The 17,132-nt window shown below is 52.8% G+C and carries 21 protein-coding genes; 12 read left to right on the top strand and 9 right to left on the bottom strand.

Annotated elements, in window-relative coordinates:
- Positions 1-17: 17 nt before the first annotated feature.
- The 3 genes from L2731_RS14500 to L2731_RS14490 form a co-directional block, all read right to left on the bottom strand.
- Complete coding sequence (locus L2731_RS14500) at positions 18-1,454, bottom strand: carbon starvation CstA family protein (RefSeq protein ID WP_239850961.1); 1,437 nt, start codon at positions 1,452-1,454, stop codon at positions 18-20.
- A gap of 119 nt (positions 1,455-1,573) precedes the next feature.
- Positions 1,574-2,284 carry a two-component system response regulator BtsR gene (btsR, locus tag L2731_RS14495; protein WP_239850959.1) on the bottom strand — a complete coding sequence of 237 codons (711 nt, stop codon included), beginning with the start codon at positions 2,282-2,284 and terminating at the stop codon, positions 1,574-1,576.
- Positions 2,281-3,978 (bottom strand): sensor histidine kinase, encoded by a 1,698-nt coding sequence (locus L2731_RS14490; RefSeq protein WP_249253866.1) that lies wholly within the window; start codon positions 3,976-3,978, stop codon positions 2,281-2,283. The genes btsR and L2731_RS14490 overlap by 4 nt, the downstream gene beginning before the upstream one ends.
- 157 nt (positions 3,979-4,135) lie before the next feature.
- On the opposite strand from L2731_RS14490, the gene L2731_RS14485 reads away from it, so the two are divergent.
- Entirely contained in the window at positions 4,136-4,378 is a 243-nt protein-coding gene (locus tag L2731_RS14485) for a YecH family metal-binding protein (protein ID WP_041510946.1), read from the top strand.
- A gap of 7 nt (positions 4,379-4,385) precedes the next feature.
- Here the strand turns inward: L2731_RS14485 and L2731_RS14480 are convergent, their stop codons facing one another.
- The 6 genes from L2731_RS14480 to suhB all read right to left on the bottom strand — a co-directional run bounded on the left by L2731_RS14480 (position 4,386) and on the right by suhB (position 8,810).
- Complete coding sequence (locus tag L2731_RS14480; protein ID WP_041510947.1) at positions 4,386-4,730, bottom strand: hypothetical protein; 345 nt, start codon at positions 4,728-4,730, stop codon at positions 4,386-4,388.
- On the bottom strand, positions 4,717-5,385 hold the full coding sequence (locus tag L2731_RS14475) for an AAA family ATPase (RefSeq protein ID WP_041510948.1): 669 nt from the start codon (positions 5,383-5,385) through the stop codon (positions 4,717-4,719). Before L2731_RS14475 ends, L2731_RS14480 begins: the two co-directional genes overlap by 14 nt.
- Before the next feature lie 113 nt (positions 5,386-5,498).
- The gene (locus L2731_RS14470) at positions 5,499-5,801 is read right to left on the bottom strand and encodes a PilZ domain-containing protein (RefSeq protein ID WP_041510949.1); all 303 of its coding nucleotides are present in this window, start codon (positions 5,799-5,801) and stop codon (positions 5,499-5,501) included.
- Positions 5,802-5,976: 175 nt separating this feature from the next.
- The gene (locus tag L2731_RS14465; RefSeq protein ID WP_011866120.1) at positions 5,977-6,381 is read right to left on the bottom strand and encodes a phosphate-starvation-inducible protein PsiE; all 405 of its coding nucleotides are present in this window, start codon (positions 6,379-6,381) and stop codon (positions 5,977-5,979) included.
- Between the two features lie 108 nt (positions 6,382-6,489).
- On the bottom strand, positions 6,490-7,662 hold the full coding sequence (locus L2731_RS14460; protein ID WP_249253864.1) for an NnrS family protein: 1,173 nt from the start codon (positions 7,660-7,662) through the stop codon (positions 6,490-6,492).
- 344 nt (positions 7,663-8,006) lie between these two features.
- Entirely contained in the window at positions 8,007-8,810 is an 804-nt protein-coding gene (suhB, locus tag L2731_RS14455; protein WP_041510950.1) for an inositol-1-monophosphatase, read from the bottom strand.
- 157 nt (positions 8,811-8,967) lie between these two features.
- Between suhB and trmJ the strand changes: the two genes are divergently transcribed.
- The 11 genes from trmJ (at position 8,968) to ndk (ending at position 17,025) form a co-directional block, all read left to right on the top strand.
- A complete protein-coding gene (gene trmJ, locus L2731_RS14450) occupies positions 8,968-9,726 on the top strand; it encodes a tRNA (cytosine(32)/uridine(32)-2'-O)-methyltransferase TrmJ (RefSeq protein ID WP_239850952.1) in 759 nt (252 codons plus the stop codon).
- A 4-nt stretch (positions 9,727-9,730) separates the two neighbouring features.
- Positions 9,731-10,552 (top strand): serine O-acetyltransferase, encoded by an 822-nt coding sequence (gene cysE / locus L2731_RS14445; protein ID WP_041510952.1) that lies wholly within the window; start codon positions 9,731-9,733, stop codon positions 10,550-10,552.
- A gap of 196 nt (positions 10,553-10,748) precedes the next feature.
- Positions 10,749-11,210, top strand: a complete 462-nt coding sequence (gene iscR, locus L2731_RS14440) for a Fe-S cluster assembly transcriptional regulator IscR (RefSeq protein WP_011866115.1) — start codon at positions 10,749-10,751, stop codon at positions 11,208-11,210.
- Between the two features lie 77 nt (positions 11,211-11,287).
- Positions 11,288-12,502, top strand: coding sequence for an IscS subfamily cysteine desulfurase (locus tag L2731_RS14435; protein ID WP_239850951.1), 1,215 nt, complete (start codon positions 11,288-11,290; stop codon positions 12,500-12,502).
- 36 nt (positions 12,503-12,538) lie between these two features.
- The gene (iscU, locus tag L2731_RS14430; RefSeq protein ID WP_041510954.1) at positions 12,539-12,922 is read left to right on the top strand and encodes a Fe-S cluster assembly scaffold IscU; all 384 of its coding nucleotides are present in this window, start codon (positions 12,539-12,541) and stop codon (positions 12,920-12,922) included.
- 14 nt (positions 12,923-12,936) lie between these two features.
- Positions 12,937-13,260, top strand: coding sequence for an iron-sulfur cluster assembly protein IscA (gene iscA / locus L2731_RS14425; RefSeq protein WP_041510955.1), 324 nt, complete (start codon positions 12,937-12,939; stop codon positions 13,258-13,260).
- Between the two features lie 17 nt (positions 13,261-13,277).
- Complete coding sequence (hscB, locus tag L2731_RS14420; protein WP_249253861.1) at positions 13,278-13,799, top strand: co-chaperone HscB; 522 nt, start codon at positions 13,278-13,280, stop codon at positions 13,797-13,799.
- 73 nt (positions 13,800-13,872) lie between these two features.
- A complete protein-coding gene (gene hscA / locus L2731_RS14415; protein ID WP_249253859.1) occupies positions 13,873-15,735 on the top strand; it encodes a Fe-S protein assembly chaperone HscA in 1,863 nt (620 codons plus the stop codon).
- Between the two features lie 8 nt (positions 15,736-15,743).
- Complete coding sequence (gene fdx, locus L2731_RS14410) at positions 15,744-16,079, top strand: ISC system 2Fe-2S type ferredoxin (RefSeq protein WP_041510958.1); 336 nt, start codon at positions 15,744-15,746, stop codon at positions 16,077-16,079.
- Between the two features lie 120 nt (positions 16,080-16,199).
- Complete coding sequence (gene iscX / locus L2731_RS14405; protein ID WP_041510959.1) at positions 16,200-16,391, top strand: Fe-S cluster assembly protein IscX; 192 nt, start codon at positions 16,200-16,202, stop codon at positions 16,389-16,391.
- Between the two features lie 202 nt (positions 16,392-16,593).
- On the top strand, positions 16,594-17,025 hold the full coding sequence (gene ndk / locus L2731_RS14400) for a nucleoside-diphosphate kinase (protein ID WP_041510960.1): 432 nt from the start codon (positions 16,594-16,596) through the stop codon (positions 17,023-17,025).
- Positions 17,026-17,132: the final 107 nt, after the last annotated feature.

Here is a 17,132-nt window from a genome sequence, read left to right as displayed (position 1 = left end):
GTTGTTACCGGAGTATTTTAGGCTTCTTCGGGTAACTCTTCTTCGCCGCGGCCCTTAGTCTTCACTATGATGAGTGCGGTAATGACCAAGGTTGATACCACACCGGCAATGGTCGATACCGTCATAGGTAGGCCTGCACCTAAGGTGGCCGAGTTCAGCAGGAAGCTGATGACCACAGTGGTCATGAACATGGCCGGTACGGTACAGATCCAGTGCAGCTTGTTATGACGCAGCAGATAAGCGGAAGCGGTCCAAAGCATCATTACAGCGGTGGTTTGGTTAGCCACACCGAAGTAACGCCAGATCACACCGAAGTCAACCTGAGTCAGAATCGCACCAACCACAAACAGTGGAATGGCCAGCATTAGACGCTTAGGCAGCGCTGTCTGTGGCATCTTGAAGAACTCTGACAGGATAAGACGTGCAGAGCGGAAAGCGGTATCGCCAGAGGTGATAGGCAGAACAATCACACCTAGGATAGCCATGAATCCGCCGACTGCGCCCAGCAGGCCGGTAGAGGCTTCGTATACGACATTTGCAGGGTTACCCGCCATGCCGGCGTTGAGGCCTTCTACACCGCCGAAGAATGACAGGGCGATAGCACACCAGATAAGGGCGATGATACCTTCACCAATCATGGCACCGTAGAATACGAAGCGGCCGTTAGATTCATTTTCGACGCAACGGGCCATCAGCGGAGACTGAGTGGCGTGGAAGCCAGATACGGCACCACAGGCGATGGTGATGAATAGCGCAGGCCAGAGTGGCATGTCGTTCGGGTTTAGGTTAGTCAGGAAGTCACCGGCGCTGAAACCTGGCAGCAGCGTGTGCTCGCTAGAGACGATCAGGGCGATGGTCAGACCCACAGACATAAAGAGCAGCAGGGCGCCGAAGAAGGGGTAGAGGCGACCTATGATCTTATCGACCGGCACGATAGTGGCGATCAGGTAGTAGGTAAAGATGATGCCAAGGAACAGGCTAACATCCCAACCGGTCAATTTGCCTAGCAGGCCTGCCGGCGCCGAGATGAAGACCACACCCACGAGCAGTAGGAGTATGATGGCGAACACGTTCATGAAGTGCTTGGCGCTCTTGCCCAGATACTTACCGGCAAGGTTTGGCACTGACTGACCGTTGTTGCGCACCGACAGCATGCCCGAGAAGTAGTCGTGCACCGCACCAGCGAAGATACAACCTATGACGATCCATAGCATGGCGGCAGGACCATAGAGGGCACCTAAGATAGGGCCGAAGATGGGGCCAACACCTGCAATGTTTAACAGTTGAATGAGGTAGACCTTACCTTTCGACATAGGTACATAGTCGACGCCGTCTGTCTTGGTAAAGGCGGGGGTTTGGCGAGCGGTATTGATACCGAACACCTTCTCAACAAACTTACCGTAGATGAAGTATCCGCCGAGGAGCAGGCCGACACAGATTAGAAACCACATCATAATTAGTACTCCCATTAAAAGTTAACAAGAGTGTAACCTGTCGGCAATTTTAGGAAACCGACATTTAGCTGAGTGGTCGAATAAGCGGATTAAGCGGTAAAATCGAGGCGGTAACTGTATTAATGAAAGCCGAAGATCTGTTTCAGCGGCTTGAGGAAACGCCGCGACACAGGGATGGTTTTACCCGAGTGGGTGACCACCTCGGCGCCATTTTCCAGGATGAGGATCTCGCTGATCGCCTGCGGCGAGACCAGATACTGCTTATGGCAGCGTACCAGATCTGTCTTCTCCTCTAACACCTTGAGGGTCAGGTGAGTGTGCACCTGCTCCTGCGCCGTGGTGACATGGATGCCGCTGAGATCGCTAAAGGCAAACTCCACTTCATCGACATTGATCACCTTGAGACGATTGCCGCAGTAACAGGGAACATGCTCGAGCTGAGTCGGCAGCACGGCATCCAGCGGCTTTTGGTGTAGATCGCGGCGCACCCTTTCAATAGTGGTGGCCAGGCGCGCCTCATCGACGGGTTTGAGCAGATAATCGAAGGCATGATTGTCGAAGGCCTTGATGGCGTACTCGTCGAAGGCGGTAACAAACACCACCCTGGGCATGTTGTCGGGATCTAACATGGCGACCATCTCGAGTCCATTTACCTTGGGCATCTGAATATCGACGAAGATCAGCTGAGGCTTGAGCTTGCCAATGGCTTGCATCCCCTCTATGGCATTACTGCACTGGCCTATTACCTCAAGATCAGGATAGATCTTGAGTTGGTCATAGAGAGCTTCGCGGGCAAAGGGTTCATCGTCGATTATTAAGCAAGTGATCACGCCGTGGATTCCGTTTGTGCCGCATCGTTAAGCGGCAGAGTAATAATAACTTGGGTAAAACGGTCCTTCTCGCAGTTGATCTTAACGCCATAATTAGGGCCAAACAGGCTCTGGATCCGCTTATGGACGATGGACATACCTAATCCTGAGGTGTCTGTATTGAGCTCTTCTCGATACAGACCTGCATTGTCTTTAACTTCCAATATTAATAAATCTTGCTCGGCTCTGCCACTGACCCAGATCTCGCCGGGCTCAAGCAGGTGTGATGTACCGTGCTTCACCGCATTTTCTATGATGGGCTGCAGGGTAAAGGCCGGCAGGCGGTACTGGTGCAACGCGGACGGAATATCGATATGCACGCTGAGTTTGTCGATAAACCTTGCCTTCTCTATGGTGAGGTAGGCGTCGATATGTTCTAGCTCGTCGCTGAGGGTCACCAGGCCCGTGGTGCGCTTGAGGTTGATGCGCAGAAACTGCGACAGATGTTGCAGCAGCTGTCTCGCCATCAGGGGATCTTTGCCTATGATGGCGGCGATGGTATTGAGGGCGTTAAACAGGAAGTGAGGATTTACCTGAGCCTGCAACAGCTTTAGTTCGGCCTGGGTGAGCAGGCTCTGTTGCAGCTCATAGCGGCCATAGAGGATCTGGTTACTCATCAGCCTGGCGATCCCTTCACCCAGGGTGCGGTTGATGTTGAGAAACAGCTTGTTCTTCGGCTCATAGAGCTTGATGGTACCAATCACCTCAGACTCACACCGCAGGGGGATAACCAGGCTGGAGCCGAGACGACACTGGGGCGAGATGGAGCAGGCATAGGGAGTTTCCACGCCGTCGGCGAACATGACGCAGTTCTGCTCTATGGCATCTTGGGTGATCTTAGATGAGATAGGCGTCCCGGGAATATGATGGTCATCGCCGATGCCGATGAAGGCCAGCAGCTTCTCCCTGTCGGTAATTGCCACCGCGCCGACGTTGGTCTCCTCCAGTATGATCTGCGCCACCTTAGTGCTGCCCTCTTGATCGAACCCCTTAGAAAGAATGCCTACGCTGCGCTCGGCAATTTTCAGCGCCTTGGTGGAGAAGGCGGAGGAGAGCTTGTCGAACATGGTCTTCTGATCTCGCACCATGCTCATGAAGAGAGCGGCGCCGATGGAGTTGACCGTTAGCATGGGCAGCGCAATCTGTTTGACCAGGGTCAAGGCCTCGCCATAGGGTTTGGCGATGGCCAGGATAAGTGCCATCTGTAGCATCTCGGCCGAGAAGGTGACCAGGGCGACCAGCAGTGGTGCATAGACCATCTCACTGCGGTTTTGTTTGCGCAGATAAAAGCCGACTATGCCCGCCGATAGCCCCTCTAGGGTGGTGGAGATGGCACAGGCCAGATCGGTAAAGCCACCCATGCTGTATCTGTGCAGACCGCCGGTTAAGCCGACCAGGAAACCGGTTACCGGTCCGCCTAACAGGCCTCCGAGTACGGCGCCCATGGCACGGGTGTTGGCGATAGCATCGTTGGTCTGCTCGCCAAAATAGGTGGCCATGATGCAAAAGCCCGAGAAGATAAGATAGATGTAGATCTTATGGGGCAGGCGAGTGGCCGTTTCGGCAAACAACTTAAACAGCGGCGTCTTACTCAGCAGGTACACTATCACCAGATAGAGACACATCTGTTGGGTGAGCAGGAGGATCAGCGGCATAGCAACTTGGGTACTCGTGTAGGAGAGGCCTGAGTGATCTTCAGCATAGCATTGGCGCTGGTTTTAGGACAAGGGCGGGCTTTGCGTACGGGATCAAAGTTTCTGTCAGTGAGATAGGTTATAAAGACATATCTTTTTTATATCTTTTGGGAAGAGTATGTCAGATTCAATTCACGGCCATCAGGTGATGGAACTTATGTTGTCCTTGGGCCGCGCAGTATCAAAGAGGGAGCTGACTCAGCTCATGCATAACGAGTTTGGTGAGCATGCGCGCTATCATACCTGTTCGGCCAGCGAGATGGACGCCCAGGAGCTGATTGCGTTTCTCGAGCGTAAGGGCAAGTTTACCGAGTCGGCCGAGGGGATCGCCACCGCAGCCGATCGTATCTGCAATCACTAACGCAGCGCTAGTCCTGGCTGAGCTCTATCAGGGCTTGTAGCTCGGCCTTAGATTTACCGGCGAATTCGGTGATCATCATACGGATCAGGCGAGACTTGGCCACCTTGCTCTCCTTCGCCAGCGAATTGAGCTGAGCTATGCTGGTCTCGGTCAGGGTAAAGGTGGCATGGCGAAAGATACGGCTCGCCTGCTTCTTCTGGTTGACCGTGGTATTGGTTTTGCGTTGTTTCTTGACGCGATTAGAGAGGCTAGGCTGACCAAACGCATAGTTGTTGGCATCCTCGATAAAATCTTCAACCGACAACTTTTTGCGTGGCTTAGATTTACGGCGTTTAAGATCAGTTAAGCTCATAAGAATTTTCTGGTGGTATCGCAAACAGTTCATCGGCGATAGCACGTATCTCGGCGGCGGCTTTTCCTTCCGGTTCGATTTCGATGACCGACGATCCTTGTTCTTCACTGTCATCATAGATGTTGCGGCTAAAGGTCACAGCGTCCAACACCCTGAGTCCGAATGATTCAACCACCTCCTTGGCCTCCAGTATGCGTTTATATTGGCTGGGCAGCGCAGGGCACTGGGTCATCACCACGGTAGCCACCATCTTAGGGTTGACCATCTTACAGGTGCTGAGCATATCTTCCATATGGGGGAGAGTCTTTAGATCCCGCCGCTTGGGCCTCAGAGGCAGAACCACATAGGTGGCTACCGACATGGCCGCACGCATGGCTAGGTTGTCCTGGCCACCACAGTCGACGATCACATAGTCGAATCTTTGGTCTAACCCAAGAAGATCATTACGAATTTTACCGTAGAGTTGAATGCAATTAATCGCGGGTAGGCTGGTATCCTCATTACGGGCCTGGATCCAGTCTGAGGTGGTGCGCTGGGGATCACAGTCGACCATCAATACGTTGGCTTTGTATTTTTGAGTGATATGTACGGCGATATTTTGGGCCAGGCAACTCTTGCCCGCGCCACCTTTCTCACCCCCAACAAGCAGAATCATAGCGTGTCTCCCTCAAGCATTGGCACTGGTTTATGTCGCAGAACTTGTGCTGTTTAGTATAGAACAGAGTTATGGATACTGCCCGAACTCCTGTTTTTAGTTCACTGAAAAGGCTAAATAATTTGCATCGCAACCTGGAAACGATGTGGTGCACATTCGGTGCATCGACACACCTGGGCCTTGATACTGTTTTGCTTATCTGTGTTGGGATTGAAGGTGACAGTGAGCAGGTCGCCCAAAGTAAAAGCCTGCTTGTATTCAATCAGCACACCACGACGCGCCAGATCCATACAGATGGCATCATCTGTGTGCACCACGTCTAAGCCATCCGTCCATGAGATCAGGATACGTTCGGCTTCCATGTCAACCCGCAGGGATTGACGGCGTTCTTCAAAATCTTCGTGGTTTTGATCCATCAGAGTTTTCCTTGCTGTTAGATATAGGGGGAAAGCCTTTTAAACGTAGCACAGTTTATGTGGGAAATAATAGTTATAACAACATGAATAACGGTTAGTTATTTACAGCTGATGTCGAGTTGATGCTTGGTAGCCAAATGTAAAAAGGGGCGGCGCTTGCCGCCCCACAAACAGGCTAGTGATCGTCCTCTTTTCGAGGATAGGGGAGTTTTAGCTGTCCCCAGCGGATCACGATAACCGTACTGGCAAGCACCAGGGTAGATACTGAGATCGCCAGAATACGCCAGTCTTCCATCCCCTTCATATCCAGGATCAGATAACGGGCCAGGGCGACGATGGCGATATAGAGCGGCATCCGAACCGGTAACTTACCCGATTCTGCGTAGTTGGCCACCATGGCCAGCACCTCGAGATAGATGAATAGCAGCAGTAGATCCGCCAGCGCAACCTCTCCCATCTTGATGATGTGCGCTATCTCTTGCCCTATGGCCACTATGGTGGCGATGGCGATGATAATTAAAACAAAATGTTCTATTGCTTTGAGGCTTTTAGAGCCATATTGCGTGTAGAGTTTTCCCATGAATAGCGCTCAGTAATGTTTTTATAGATGGTAACAAGTATTGAGCGCTATGCCAGAGCCTGGATGTGATGCTTTTCACAAACTGACGTTTTGGCCTCTGTTAGGGGCTTAGCCGGGTCTGCCATCAACCCTTGGGGTAAGCAGAATGGGGGCGTAGCAGACAACAAAGGTGCCAAAGGCGAAGATCCAGGCCACCAGGGCAACCGTGAGCCAAAGCATAAACTGCTCTGGGAACAGGCTTGCCAAGACTCGGGTGATTGTCGAGATAAGGATAAGGGCGAAGGCGCCAGTCATTACCTTAGGTGGTAGCAGGTTGCGACCAGTATGGCCCAAGGAGACCCTGGCCATCATTGCTAGTATCATGCCGCCCAGTCCGCCTACCGTCATGGCGTGCAGACCGGCCGAGACGCTAGCGCCCATCGCGATCAGCAGCAGGCCAATCGGGATGCAGAGATAACTTAGATGCAGCGACCAGAGTAGTGGTACGCTAAAGGTAGATTGCACGCCCCAACGAGACCAGCGTACCAAGAGGGTGATCCCGGCCACGGCGGCGCACAGCATTACAGCAAGGTGCTGACCCACAAGCATGGCGATAAAGAGTGCCATCAGACTGATGAAGGTGAGCTTTTCCAGCCAGGAGATGTTGTCCGGGCGCTGCCACTGTGTGGCTCTATCGGTAAAGAAGGGAATTACCCGCCCACCGATGAGGGCCACTAAGGTCACCATCAAGATGGTGGCACCGTGAAAGGCATGGGATACCAGCAGGCTGTTCTGGCTGCTCACGCCGTAGTAGCTCAGGGCATTGGCCATGGTGAGCAGCAGCAAGATGGGGATGAAGGCAAAGTTGCGCCATTGCCTGACGGCGATCACCTGGCGGGCCAGGACCAGTGCCGCTGCCGGCGCGAATAGTAGATCCAGCATGGCCACGACCTCGAAGCTGCCCCACTGATTATTCGCGAGCAAGATGCGCGGCGTCAGCCAAAGCAGGAAGAGGGCTCCCAGTGGCCAGCCTTTGATGCTCTTCTGACCTGTCCAGGTTTGCGATGCGGTTAACAGGAAGCCGGCGACAATCGCCATCACGAAGCCGAATAGCATCTCATGGCCGTGCCACCATAGTGGATTTCCATGGGGGGTAAAGCCGAGACGACCGGTGAGAAAGCTGCCCCACAGAGTCAGGGCAACCAGGCTGAACAGGGCGCCAAACAGGAAGAAGGGACGAAATCCCAAACGCAGCAGGGCGAGTTTGGGTTGGAGATGGGCGGGTTCGTCTATGTTAAGCATACGCGTCTCATTAAATATCCGAGTAAATATGTCGGATATTATAAGGTGTAATTTATATGCATGTAAATAAGCGCAGCTCGTTTTTAATTAACCAGGATTGAATCAGGGCACCGGCTTTGAATGGAGGCGGCTTCTTCATCTAGCATTTTTCGTGTAGCGGTTTTTAACTTGATATGCGCTTGATGAAACCGTGCAACGGCCTATGGCTGAAATCATGATATGAAGTGGAGAAAAGCGTTATTCAAAGTCTCTAAAAAAAGACCATATAGATAGGTTATAAACAACAGGCATAAAAAAACCGCCATGAAGGCGGTCTTTAGCGTGCGATGCTGTTTAATCCGGGATTAACGCTTAAGGGCATCGCTCAGCAGAGGGCGGAAGCTCTTCACCATAGCGACGGTTGCCTTAGGGCTACCTGCGATGATGTTGCCTGAACCCATGTAGCCGTGGTTACCGGTAAAGTCGGTGACGGTACCGCCAGCTTCACGAACCAGCAGATCGCCAGCGGCGATGTCCCATGGCTTAAGACCGATTTCGAAGAAGGCGTCCATACGACCGGCTGCTACGTAAGCCAGATCCAGGGCGGCAGAACCTGCACGGCGCAGATCGGCACACTGGCTGAAAGTAGAGGCCAGCAGCTTCATGTAAGTTTCTGAGTGTTGCTTTGCCTTGAATGGGAAGCCGGTACCTACGATGGCGTCGCTAAGATCGTTTGCTTTGCTCACGCGGATACGGAAATCGTTTAGCTTGGCGCCTTTACCGCGCACGGCAGTGAACAGCTCGTCACGAACAGGATCGTAGACGACGGCAACTTCGGTTTTGCCTTTGTGTTGTACGGCGATAGAAACCGCAAAATGAGGGATGCCTCTAACAAAGTTGTTAGTGCCATCCAAGGGATCGACAATCCACATGTAGTCGCTGTTTTGACCCTTATTCTCACCATTTTCTTCACCGACAATGGTGTGGTCCGGGTACGACTTGCGGATTTGATATGTAATGGCAGCTTCAGCTTCTTTATCTACGTTAGTCACGTAGTCATTGATACCTTTTGCGCTAACTTCTACACGGTCGAGTTCGGTATAGGCACGCATAATTGTTTGGCCGGCAGCGCGAGCGGCGCGCACAGCGATGGTCTGCATCGGATGCATTACAATCCCCTGGATGTTAAAGAACAGATATAAATAATCGGCGCGTATTATACGCTTTTCAAGCGTTATATCAAATATAGATTTTTATATTAAGGGATCCCCTTACGCTGTGATACCATCAATCCACTGTTCTATAGAAAGAAATCAAACTTGTTTCATGCTTAGCAATATTCGTGTCGTTCTCGTAGGAACCACTCATCCAGGTAATATAGGTTCAACCGCCCGTGCCATGAAAACCATGGGGCTTTCCACACTTTATCTCGCCGAGCCCAAGGTGGCACCCGATGGCCAGTCTGTCGCGCTCGCCGCCGGGGCGTCGGATATCCTTAAGCATGCGGTGACCGTCGACTGTTTGGAAGACGCTATTGCCGATTGCAGCCTGGTGATCGCCACCAGTGCCCGCAGCCGTACTCTGGACTGGCCCATGCTGGATCCTCGTCAGGCGGGTGAAAAACTCGCTGGCGCCGCCGTTAATGGCCCTGTGGCCATCGTCTTTGGTCGTGAAAGCAATGGCCTGAGCAATGATGAGCTGCAAAAATGCAACTATCATGTGAGCATACCCGCTAATCCAGAATATACCTCGCTGAACCTGGCCCAGGCGGTGCAAATCATCTGTTATGAGGCGCGTGTGGCGCATCTCAACATGGATCCCGAGACGGTGGAAGAGCAGGCGTATCCGCTGGCCAAGGAGCAGGAAAACTTCTTCGTTCATCTGGAGAAGACACTGCTTTCGACCGGATTTATCATCAAGCAGCATCCGGGGCAGGTGATGACTAAGCTGAGACGCCTCTTTAGCCGGGCGAGAATCGAGAGCCAGGAGATGAACATCCTACGAGGTATCCTGACCTCGGTAGATAAGAAGGTCGCATTGGCCCAGCAGGCCACAAAAGACGTGCAGTCAACGAAGGAAGAATAGAGCCATGGGCGTGATTTCCAGAATTAAAGATGACATAGCCTCCATCTACCATAGAGATCCGGCGGCGAACGGTACCCTAGAGATCCTGCTTAACTATCCAGGGATGCAGGCGATTTGGATCCACCGTGTCAGCCATAAGCTTTGGAAGGCCAAGTGGTGTCTGACGGCGCGCATGATCTCTACCTTCTCACGCTGGTTGACCGGCGTGGAAATTCATCCGGGTGCCACCATAGGCGACCGTTTCTTTATCGACCATGGCATGGGCGTGGTGATCGGTGAGACAGCCGAAATCGGCAACGACTGTACCCTATACCATGGCGTTACCCTTGGGGGCACGACCTGGCAGGCGGGCAAACGTCACCCGACCCTTGGCAACAATGTGGTCGTGGGCGCCGGCGCCAAGATCCTCGGTCCCATCACCATGCACGATGGGGCACGTGTGGGCTCTAATTCAGTGGTGGTCAAAGAGGTGCCAAAAGACACCACTGTGGTGGGGATCCCCGCCCGAGAAGTGGCCAGGCCTAGCGATGAGGCTAAGGAGCATGCTCAGCGCCGCTCAGAGATGGCCAAGAAATATGGCTTCGATGCCTATGCGGTCTCTCCCGATAATCCCGATCCAGTGGCCAATGCTATCGGCAAGATGCTCGACCATATGCACCTGATGGACTCTAAGGTGCAAGAGGTGTGTCAGGCCGTGCAGAGCATGGGCGGCAGCGTTTGTACCGAAAGGCTTCCCGAGCTCGAAGTGGGTGAATTTAGCGACGCCGAGCAGGCCGCCGCCGAGAAACGCCAGCAGGCGATAGATGAGTTTGATCCCATTATTTAATAAAGAGTGAGATTTATTGCCCTCTGAGCGTTGAATCTTTGCCTTGAAACAGGTTAAATACCCCAGCAACGAAGCAGGGTATTTCCTGTTTCCGATAACGCCCTTAATACCTGACCAAAATACTAGGCTTTATACTTGACTAAAATAGTCGGGTATGATTGAATTGACCTAAGCATTTTAGAGAGCAGTGGTAGCTATGAAACTAACTTCAAAAGGTCGGTATGCGGTAACGGCAATGTTAGACGTTGCAATGCATTCTACTTCTGGCCCGGTCCCATTAGCTGACATCTCCGAGCGTCAGGGAATCTCTCTTTCCTATCTTGAACAACTCTTCGCTAAATTACGTAAGCATGGATTAGTCTCCAGCGTCAGAGGACCTGGCGGCGGTTATCGTCTCGGTTTCGACGCCAGTGATATCTCCGTGGGCATGGTGGTTCGGGCGGTAGATGAGTCGGTCGACGCCACACGTTGTCAAGGTTTGGGAAATTGTCAGAGCGGTACAAGATGTTTAACCCATTCGCTCTGGGGCGATTTGAGCAAACAGATTTCAGATTTTTTAAATGGCATTAGCCTTGCGGGTCTGATGAACAAGCGAGATGTGCAATTTATCTCAATCAAGCAAGACAAGATGCAACAGGAACAAAGAGTAACCCTATAAGTTAACTTTGTTATTAATTATTACTATATGTACGTGGTTAAGTGGTCGCGCCATGACTACTCAGTACGGAGTGTGAGATGAAGCTTCCTATTTATTTAGATTATGCTGCGACGACGCCGGTCGATCCGCGCGTAGCAGAGAAAATGATGCAATACATGACGATGGACGGGATTTTTGGTAACCCCGCTTCACGTTCTCACCGTTACGGCTGGCAGGCCGAAGAGGCGGTGGATATCGCCCGTAACCAGGTGGCCGAGTTGATCAACGCCGATCCTCGTGAGATCGTCTTTACCTCGGGCGCTACCGAGTCTGACAACCTGGCCATCAAGGGTGTTGCGCATTTTTATCATAAGAAAGGCAAGCACATCATCACCAGCAAGACAGAACATAAGGCTGTGCTGGACACCTGTCGCCAGCTAGAGCGTGAAGGCTTCGAGGTAACCTACCTTGAGCCTGAGTCAAACGGCATCATCCCTATCGAGAAGCTCGAGGCGGCGATGCGTGAAGACACCATACTGCTCAGCCTGATGCATGTAAATAACGAGATCGGCGTGATTCATGATATCGACGCCATCGGCGAGCTTTGCCGTGCCAAGAAGGTGATCTTCCATGTAGACGCGGCGCAAAGCGCGGGCAAATTGCCTATCGACCTGCAGAAGACCAAGGTCGACCTGATGTCTATCTCGGCCCATAAGATGTATGGCCCTAAGGGCATCGGCGCCCTGTATGTGCGTCGTAAGCCACGTATTCGTCTGGAAGCGACCATGCACGGTGGCGGACACGAGCGCGGCATGCGTAGCGGAACCCTGGCGACTCACCAGATTGTGGGCATGGGTGAAGCGGCAGCCATTGCCAAGGCCGACATGGAAAGCGACAACGCCCGTATCCGTCGTCTGCGCGACAGACTGTGGGACGGCATCAAGCATATCGAAGAAACCTATATCAACGGTGATGCAGAGCAGAGATACTGCGGCAGCCTGAACGTCAGCTTTAACTTCGTCGAAGGTGAGTCTTTGATGATGGCGCTGAAAGATCTGGCTGTTTCATCAGGTTCTGCCTGTACCTCAGCAAGTTTAGAGCCTAGCTATGTGCTTCGTGCATTAGGATTAGACGATGAAATGGCGCACAGCTCAATCCGTTTCTCTATCGGTCGTTTCACGACGGAAGAGGAGATTGACCATGCGATCGAGACCATTACCAAGTCTATCGGTCAGTTGAGAGAGATGTCTCCATTGTGGGAGATGTTCAAAGATGGTGTAGACCTGTCAAAAGTGCAGTGGGCACACCATTAATCCGGCCGATAAACGAATAGAGATTGGAGCAGAATCATGGCTTACAGTGAAAAAGTAATAGATCATTATGAAAACCCGCGTAACGTAGGTTCATTCGACAAGAACGACCCTTCAGTCGTGACCGGCATGGTAGGCGCGCCTGCCTGTGGTGACGTCATGAAGCTTCAGCTGAAGATCGACGAGCAAGGCATCATCGAAGACGCCAAGTTTAAGACTTACGGCTGTGGTAGCGCTATCGCGTCTAGCTCGCTGGTCACCGAATGGGTGAAGGGCAAGACGATTGAAGAAGCACAAGCGATTAAGAATACGGATATTGCTGAAGAGCTTGCCTTACCGCCTGTAAAAATCCACTGCTCAATCTTGGCTGAAGACGCCATCAAGGCAGCGTTAGACGAATACAAGGCTAAGCACGAAAAGTAATAGTCGGAGTAATAATGGCAATAACGATGACACCGGCGGCGGCCGAGCGAGTAAGAAGTTTCTTGGCTAATCGCGGTAAAGGTATCGGATTACGTTTGGGACTGAAGACGTCCGGCTGCTCCGGCATGGCATACGTGCTGGAGTTCGTCGACGAACTCAATGACGACGATGAAGTTTATGAGATCGAAGGGGTGAAAATCATCATCGATGCCAAGAGTTTCATCTACCTGCAAGGGATCGAGTTAGATTTCGTCAAAGAGGGACTCAACGAGGGCTTCCAGTTCAACAACCCCAATGCGAAAGGGGAGTGTGGCTGCGGCGAGAGCTTCACCGTTTAGCGAGCGAATCGAGATACATGAACTATTTTGAGTTGTTTAGTTTATCGCCATCGTTTGAGCTAGATACCGCTTTACTTTCAGAGCGGTATCGCGAGCTGCAGCGTGCGGTGCACCCTGATAAGTTTGCCAATGCCAGCGAGCAGGACAAGCGTCTGGCCGTGCAGCATACCGCCCAGGTTAACGATGGCTATAACACCCTGAAACATCCCATCTCGCGCGCCGAGCACATGCTCAGCCTCAAGGGAATCGACCTCAGCCACGAATCCACCACGGTTAAAGACACAATGTTTTTAATGCAGCAGATGGAGTGGCGTGAGGCGCTGGAGGAGATCAGCGATTGCGATGATCCCGACGAGGCTATCGAGCACCTGCATCAATCCTTTGGCGAGTATCGCGGTGAGATCACTTCGCAGCTGGCGCAAAAGATAGGCAGTGAAGAGGCTTCAGTCTTGGAGCAGGCCGCCGACCTGGTGCGTAAACTCAAGTTTATGGAGAAGCTGCAGGCGGAACTCGAGCGAACCGAAGACGCTCTCTTTTAAGCCCGAACGTTTTTTTATGGCTCTGTCGTCGATTGCGGTCGACTGAGCCTTTATTTTTTTAAGTTGGAAAGATATGGCACTTTTGCAGATCGCTGAACCCGGACAGAGCGCCGCGCCGCACCAGCACAGGCTGGCGGTGGGCATTGACTTAGGTACTACCAACTCCCTAGTGGCTGCCGTGCGCAGTGGTGTTGCCGATACCCTGGCCGATGAATCAGGCCGTCACGCCCTGGCTTCCGTGGTGCGCTACAGCGAAGATGGGGTGCAGGTCGGCGTGGATGCCGAGCGTTTCTCCGCCCAAGACCCACTCAATACCGTGGTCTCGGTGAAGCGTTTCATGGGGCGCAGCCTGAGTGATATCCAGGCCAAGGATGCCTCGCTACCCTATAATTTCTCTGCCAGCGAAAACGGCTTGCCGCTCTTTAATACCCAGGCCGGTCAGTTCAACCCTATTCAGATCTCTGCCGATATCCTAAGACCCTTAGTGGATCGCGCCGAGAAGACCCTAGGGGGGGCCTTAGAAGGTGTAGTGATCACAGTGCCGGCCTACTTCGATGACGCTCAGCGTCAGGGCACCAAAGAGGCGGCCAGCCTGCTTGGGGTCAAGGTGCTGCGTCTGCTCAACGAGCCGACGGCGGCAGCCATCGCCTATGGCCTAGACTCGGGGCAGGAAGGGGTGATCGCCATCTATGACTTGGGCGGCGGCACCTTCGATATCTCGATTCTGCGTCTTAACAAAGGGGTGTTCGAGGTACTGGCTACCGGCGGTGATTCAGCCCTTGGCGGCGACGATTTCGACCATGCCTTGGCGGATCATCTGCAGCAGAGCTGGCAACTGGCCAGCCTCAGCGCCAGCGAACGCCGCGCACTGCTCATCGAGAGTCGCCGGGTGAAAGAGGCGTTGACCGAGCAGGCAAGTGTTACCGCGAGCCTGACACTGGCGGCGGGAGAAGTATTTGAGCAAGTGGTCGATAAGGTGCAGTTCGATGCCCTGATCGAGCCCTTGGTGAAGAAGACCATCGCCAGCTGTCGCCGCGCGCTACGCGATGCCGGTATCGCTGCCGATGAAGTGCTGGAAACCGTGATGGTTGGCGGCTCGACCCGCGTGCCTCTGGTGCGTGAGCGCGTCGAAGGTTTCTTCGGTAAGGCGCCGCTGACTTCAATTGACCCTGACCGTGTGGTGGCCATCGGCGCCGCGATTCAGGCCGACATCTTGGTGGGTAACAAGCCAGAGTCTGATCTACTGCTGCTGGATGTGATCCCGCTGTCGCTGGGTATCGAAACCATGGGTGGCCTGGTTGAGAAGGTGGTGTCTCGTAACACCACGATTCCGGTTGCCCGCGCCCAGGAGTTTACCACCTTTAAGGATGGCCAAACTGCCATGGCATTTCATGTGGTGCAGGGCGAGCGTGAGCTGGTGGCCGATTGTCGCTCGCTAGCCCGTTTTACCCTCAAAGGCATTCCGCCTATGGCGGCCGGCGCGGCCCATATTCGTGTCACCTTCCAGGTCGATGCCGATGGTTTGCTTAGCGTGACCGCCATGGAGAAATCATCTGGCGTGCAGGCCAGCATTCAGGTTAAACCTTCCTTCGGTCTGACCGACGAAGAGATCGGCACCATGCTCAAAGATTCGATGGCCCATGCCAAAGAGGATATCGAACGTCGCATGTTGGCCGAGCAGCAAGTGGAGGCGGCCAGGGTACTAGAATCCCTGTCGGCGGCACTGGCTAAAGATGGCAACCTGCTCGACGAAGCAGAAGCGGCGACGATTCAGGCGGGAATGGCTAATCTGGCACAGGTGGCGAGCCAAGCCGATACGGACGCCATCGAAAAGGCAATTGCTGCGCTGGACGATGCCAGCCAAAGCTTTGCCGCGAAACGTATGGATAATTCCATTCGATTGGCGCTCAAGGGCCAGTCGGTTGACAATATATAGGTAACAATATGCCTCAAATAGTTTTTTTACCCAATGAAGAGTTATGTCCGGACGGCGCAGTAGTCGAGGCCCAGGTGGGCGAGACTGTGCTGGACGTGGCGCTGCGTAATGGCATCAGCATCGAACATGCCTGTGAGAAATCCTGTGCCTGTACCACTTGTCATGTGATCATCCGTGAAGGCTTCGATGAGCTGGAAGAGAGCGATGAGCTCGAAGATGATATGCTGGATAAGGCCTGGGGCCTGGAGCCTGAAAGCCGCCTGTCGTGCCAGTCTAAGGTGCCTGACAGCGATCTCGTGGTCGAGATCCCTAAATACACCATCAACATGGTGAGTGAAGGTTAAGCCTGACTAACAGTGCGCTGCACACGAAAGAAAGCCGGTTCATCAGACCGGCTTTTTTGATCCCGCCATTCGCCGAGGGACTAAACTTAAGGGAGAGTTTTCAGCGATAGAGGTAAGACAATGAAATGGATAGATTCTCTCGATGTCGCACTCAGTCTGCTTGAGGCCCATCCCGATGTGGATCCCGCCAAGATCCGCTTTACCGATCTGCGGGAGTGGGTGTTGGCACTCGATGAGTTTGACGACGACCCCAATCATTGCAATGAGCGGATCCTGGAGGCGATTCAGGCCTGTTGGATCAACGAGTATTGATGTTGCGTCGAGCTTCTTAGTATCGCCTTGACCCAAAGAGGTTCAGGTTTGTGTTTGCTACTTTGCAAGCAGGATCGCGCCCAGCCTAGATGACGGTTTGATGAATGTCTCATTCATCTCGTTATAAAGGTAGGTTTTTCGGTTTTAATTTCGTATAATCCGCGCGAATTTTTAAAAACCTGTTTAATGAAGGAAGCTAGACATGGCTATCGAACGTACTTTTTCTATCATCAAGCCTGATGCCGTTGCTAAAAACCACATCGGTGCTATCTACAACCGTTTTGAAACCGCTGGCCTGAAAATCATCGCTTCTAAAATGGTTCACCTAAGCAAAGAACAAGCTGAAGGCTTCTACGCCGAGCACAGCGAGCGTCCTTTCTTCGGTGCGCTGGTTGAGTTCATGACTTCTGGTCCTATCATGGTTCAAGTACTGGAAGGCGAAAACGCTGTTCTGGCTAACCGTGAGATCATGGGTGCAACTAACCCAGCAGAAGCGGCTCGTGGCACTCTGCGTGCTGACTACGCTGACAGCATCGACGAAAACGCCGTTCACGGTTCTGACGCACTGACTTCTGCAGAGCGTGAAATCGCTTACTTCTTCAGCGCTGAAGAACTTTGCCCACGTACTCGTTAATCCGAGTCTGATGCAAAACTCTCGAAAAGGAGCCTTAGGGCTCCTTTTTTGTGCCCGAAATTTACTGCAAAAAAATAGTGCGGCAAAATAGTACTGCGAAATAATAC

This window comes from Shewanella aquimarina, assembly GCF_023349185.1.
Taxonomy (GTDB): Bacteria; Pseudomonadota; Gammaproteobacteria; order Enterobacterales; family Shewanellaceae; genus Shewanella; species Shewanella aquimarina.
The sequence above is the reverse complement of the archived record's forward strand: the minus strand, read 5'-3'. Positions and strand labels throughout refer to the sequence as shown.

Coding starts and splice junctions, on each gene's coding strand:
- L2731_RS14500 (WP_239850961.1), bottom strand. CDS start 1,454: ATGATGTGGTTTCTAATCTGTGTCGGCCTGCTCCTCGGCGGATACTTC.
- L2731_RS14490 (WP_249253866.1), bottom strand. CDS start 3,978: ATGCCGCTGATCCTCCTGCTCACCCAACAGATGTGTCTCTATCTGGTG.
- L2731_RS14485 (WP_041510946.1), top strand. CDS start 4,136: ATGTCAGATTCAATTCACGGCCATCAGGTGATGGAACTTATGTTGTCC.
- L2731_RS14480 (WP_041510947.1), bottom strand. CDS start 4,730: ATGAGCTTAACTGATCTTAAACGCCGTAAATCTAAGCCACGCAAAAAG.
- L2731_RS14475 (WP_041510948.1), bottom strand. CDS start 5,385: ATGATTCTGCTTGTTGGGGGTGAGAAAGGTGGCGCGGGCAAGAGTTGC.
- L2731_RS14470 (WP_041510949.1), bottom strand. CDS start 5,801: ATGGATCAAAACCACGAAGATTTTGAAGAACGCCGTCAATCCCTGCGG.
- L2731_RS14465 (WP_011866120.1), bottom strand. CDS start 6,381: ATGGGAAAACTCTACACGCAATATGGCTCTAAAAGCCTCAAAGCAATA.
- L2731_RS14460 (WP_249253864.1), bottom strand. CDS start 7,662: ATGCTTAACATAGACGAACCCGCCCATCTCCAACCCAAACTCGCCCTG.
- suhB (WP_041510950.1), bottom strand. CDS start 8,810: ATGCATCCGATGCAGACCATCGCTGTGCGCGCCGCTCGCGCTGCCGGC.
- trmJ (WP_239850952.1), top strand. CDS start 8,968: ATGCTTAGCAATATTCGTGTCGTTCTCGTAGGAACCACTCATCCAGGT.
- cysE (WP_041510952.1), top strand. CDS start 9,731: ATGGGCGTGATTTCCAGAATTAAAGATGACATAGCCTCCATCTACCAT.
- iscR (WP_011866115.1), top strand. CDS start 10,749: ATGAAACTAACTTCAAAAGGTCGGTATGCGGTAACGGCAATGTTAGAC.
- L2731_RS14435 (WP_239850951.1), top strand. CDS start 11,288: ATGAAGCTTCCTATTTATTTAGATTATGCTGCGACGACGCCGGTCGAT.
- iscU (WP_041510954.1), top strand. CDS start 12,539: ATGGCTTACAGTGAAAAAGTAATAGATCATTATGAAAACCCGCGTAAC.
- iscA (WP_041510955.1), top strand. CDS start 12,937: ATGGCAATAACGATGACACCGGCGGCGGCCGAGCGAGTAAGAAGTTTC.
- hscB (WP_249253861.1), top strand. CDS start 13,278: ATGAACTATTTTGAGTTGTTTAGTTTATCGCCATCGTTTGAGCTAGAT.
- hscA (WP_249253859.1), top strand. CDS start 13,873: ATGGCACTTTTGCAGATCGCTGAACCCGGACAGAGCGCCGCGCCGCAC.
- fdx (WP_041510958.1), top strand. CDS start 15,744: ATGCCTCAAATAGTTTTTTTACCCAATGAAGAGTTATGTCCGGACGGC.
- iscX (WP_041510959.1), top strand. CDS start 16,200: ATGAAATGGATAGATTCTCTCGATGTCGCACTCAGTCTGCTTGAGGCC.
- ndk (WP_041510960.1), top strand. CDS start 16,594: ATGGCTATCGAACGTACTTTTTCTATCATCAAGCCTGATGCCGTTGCT.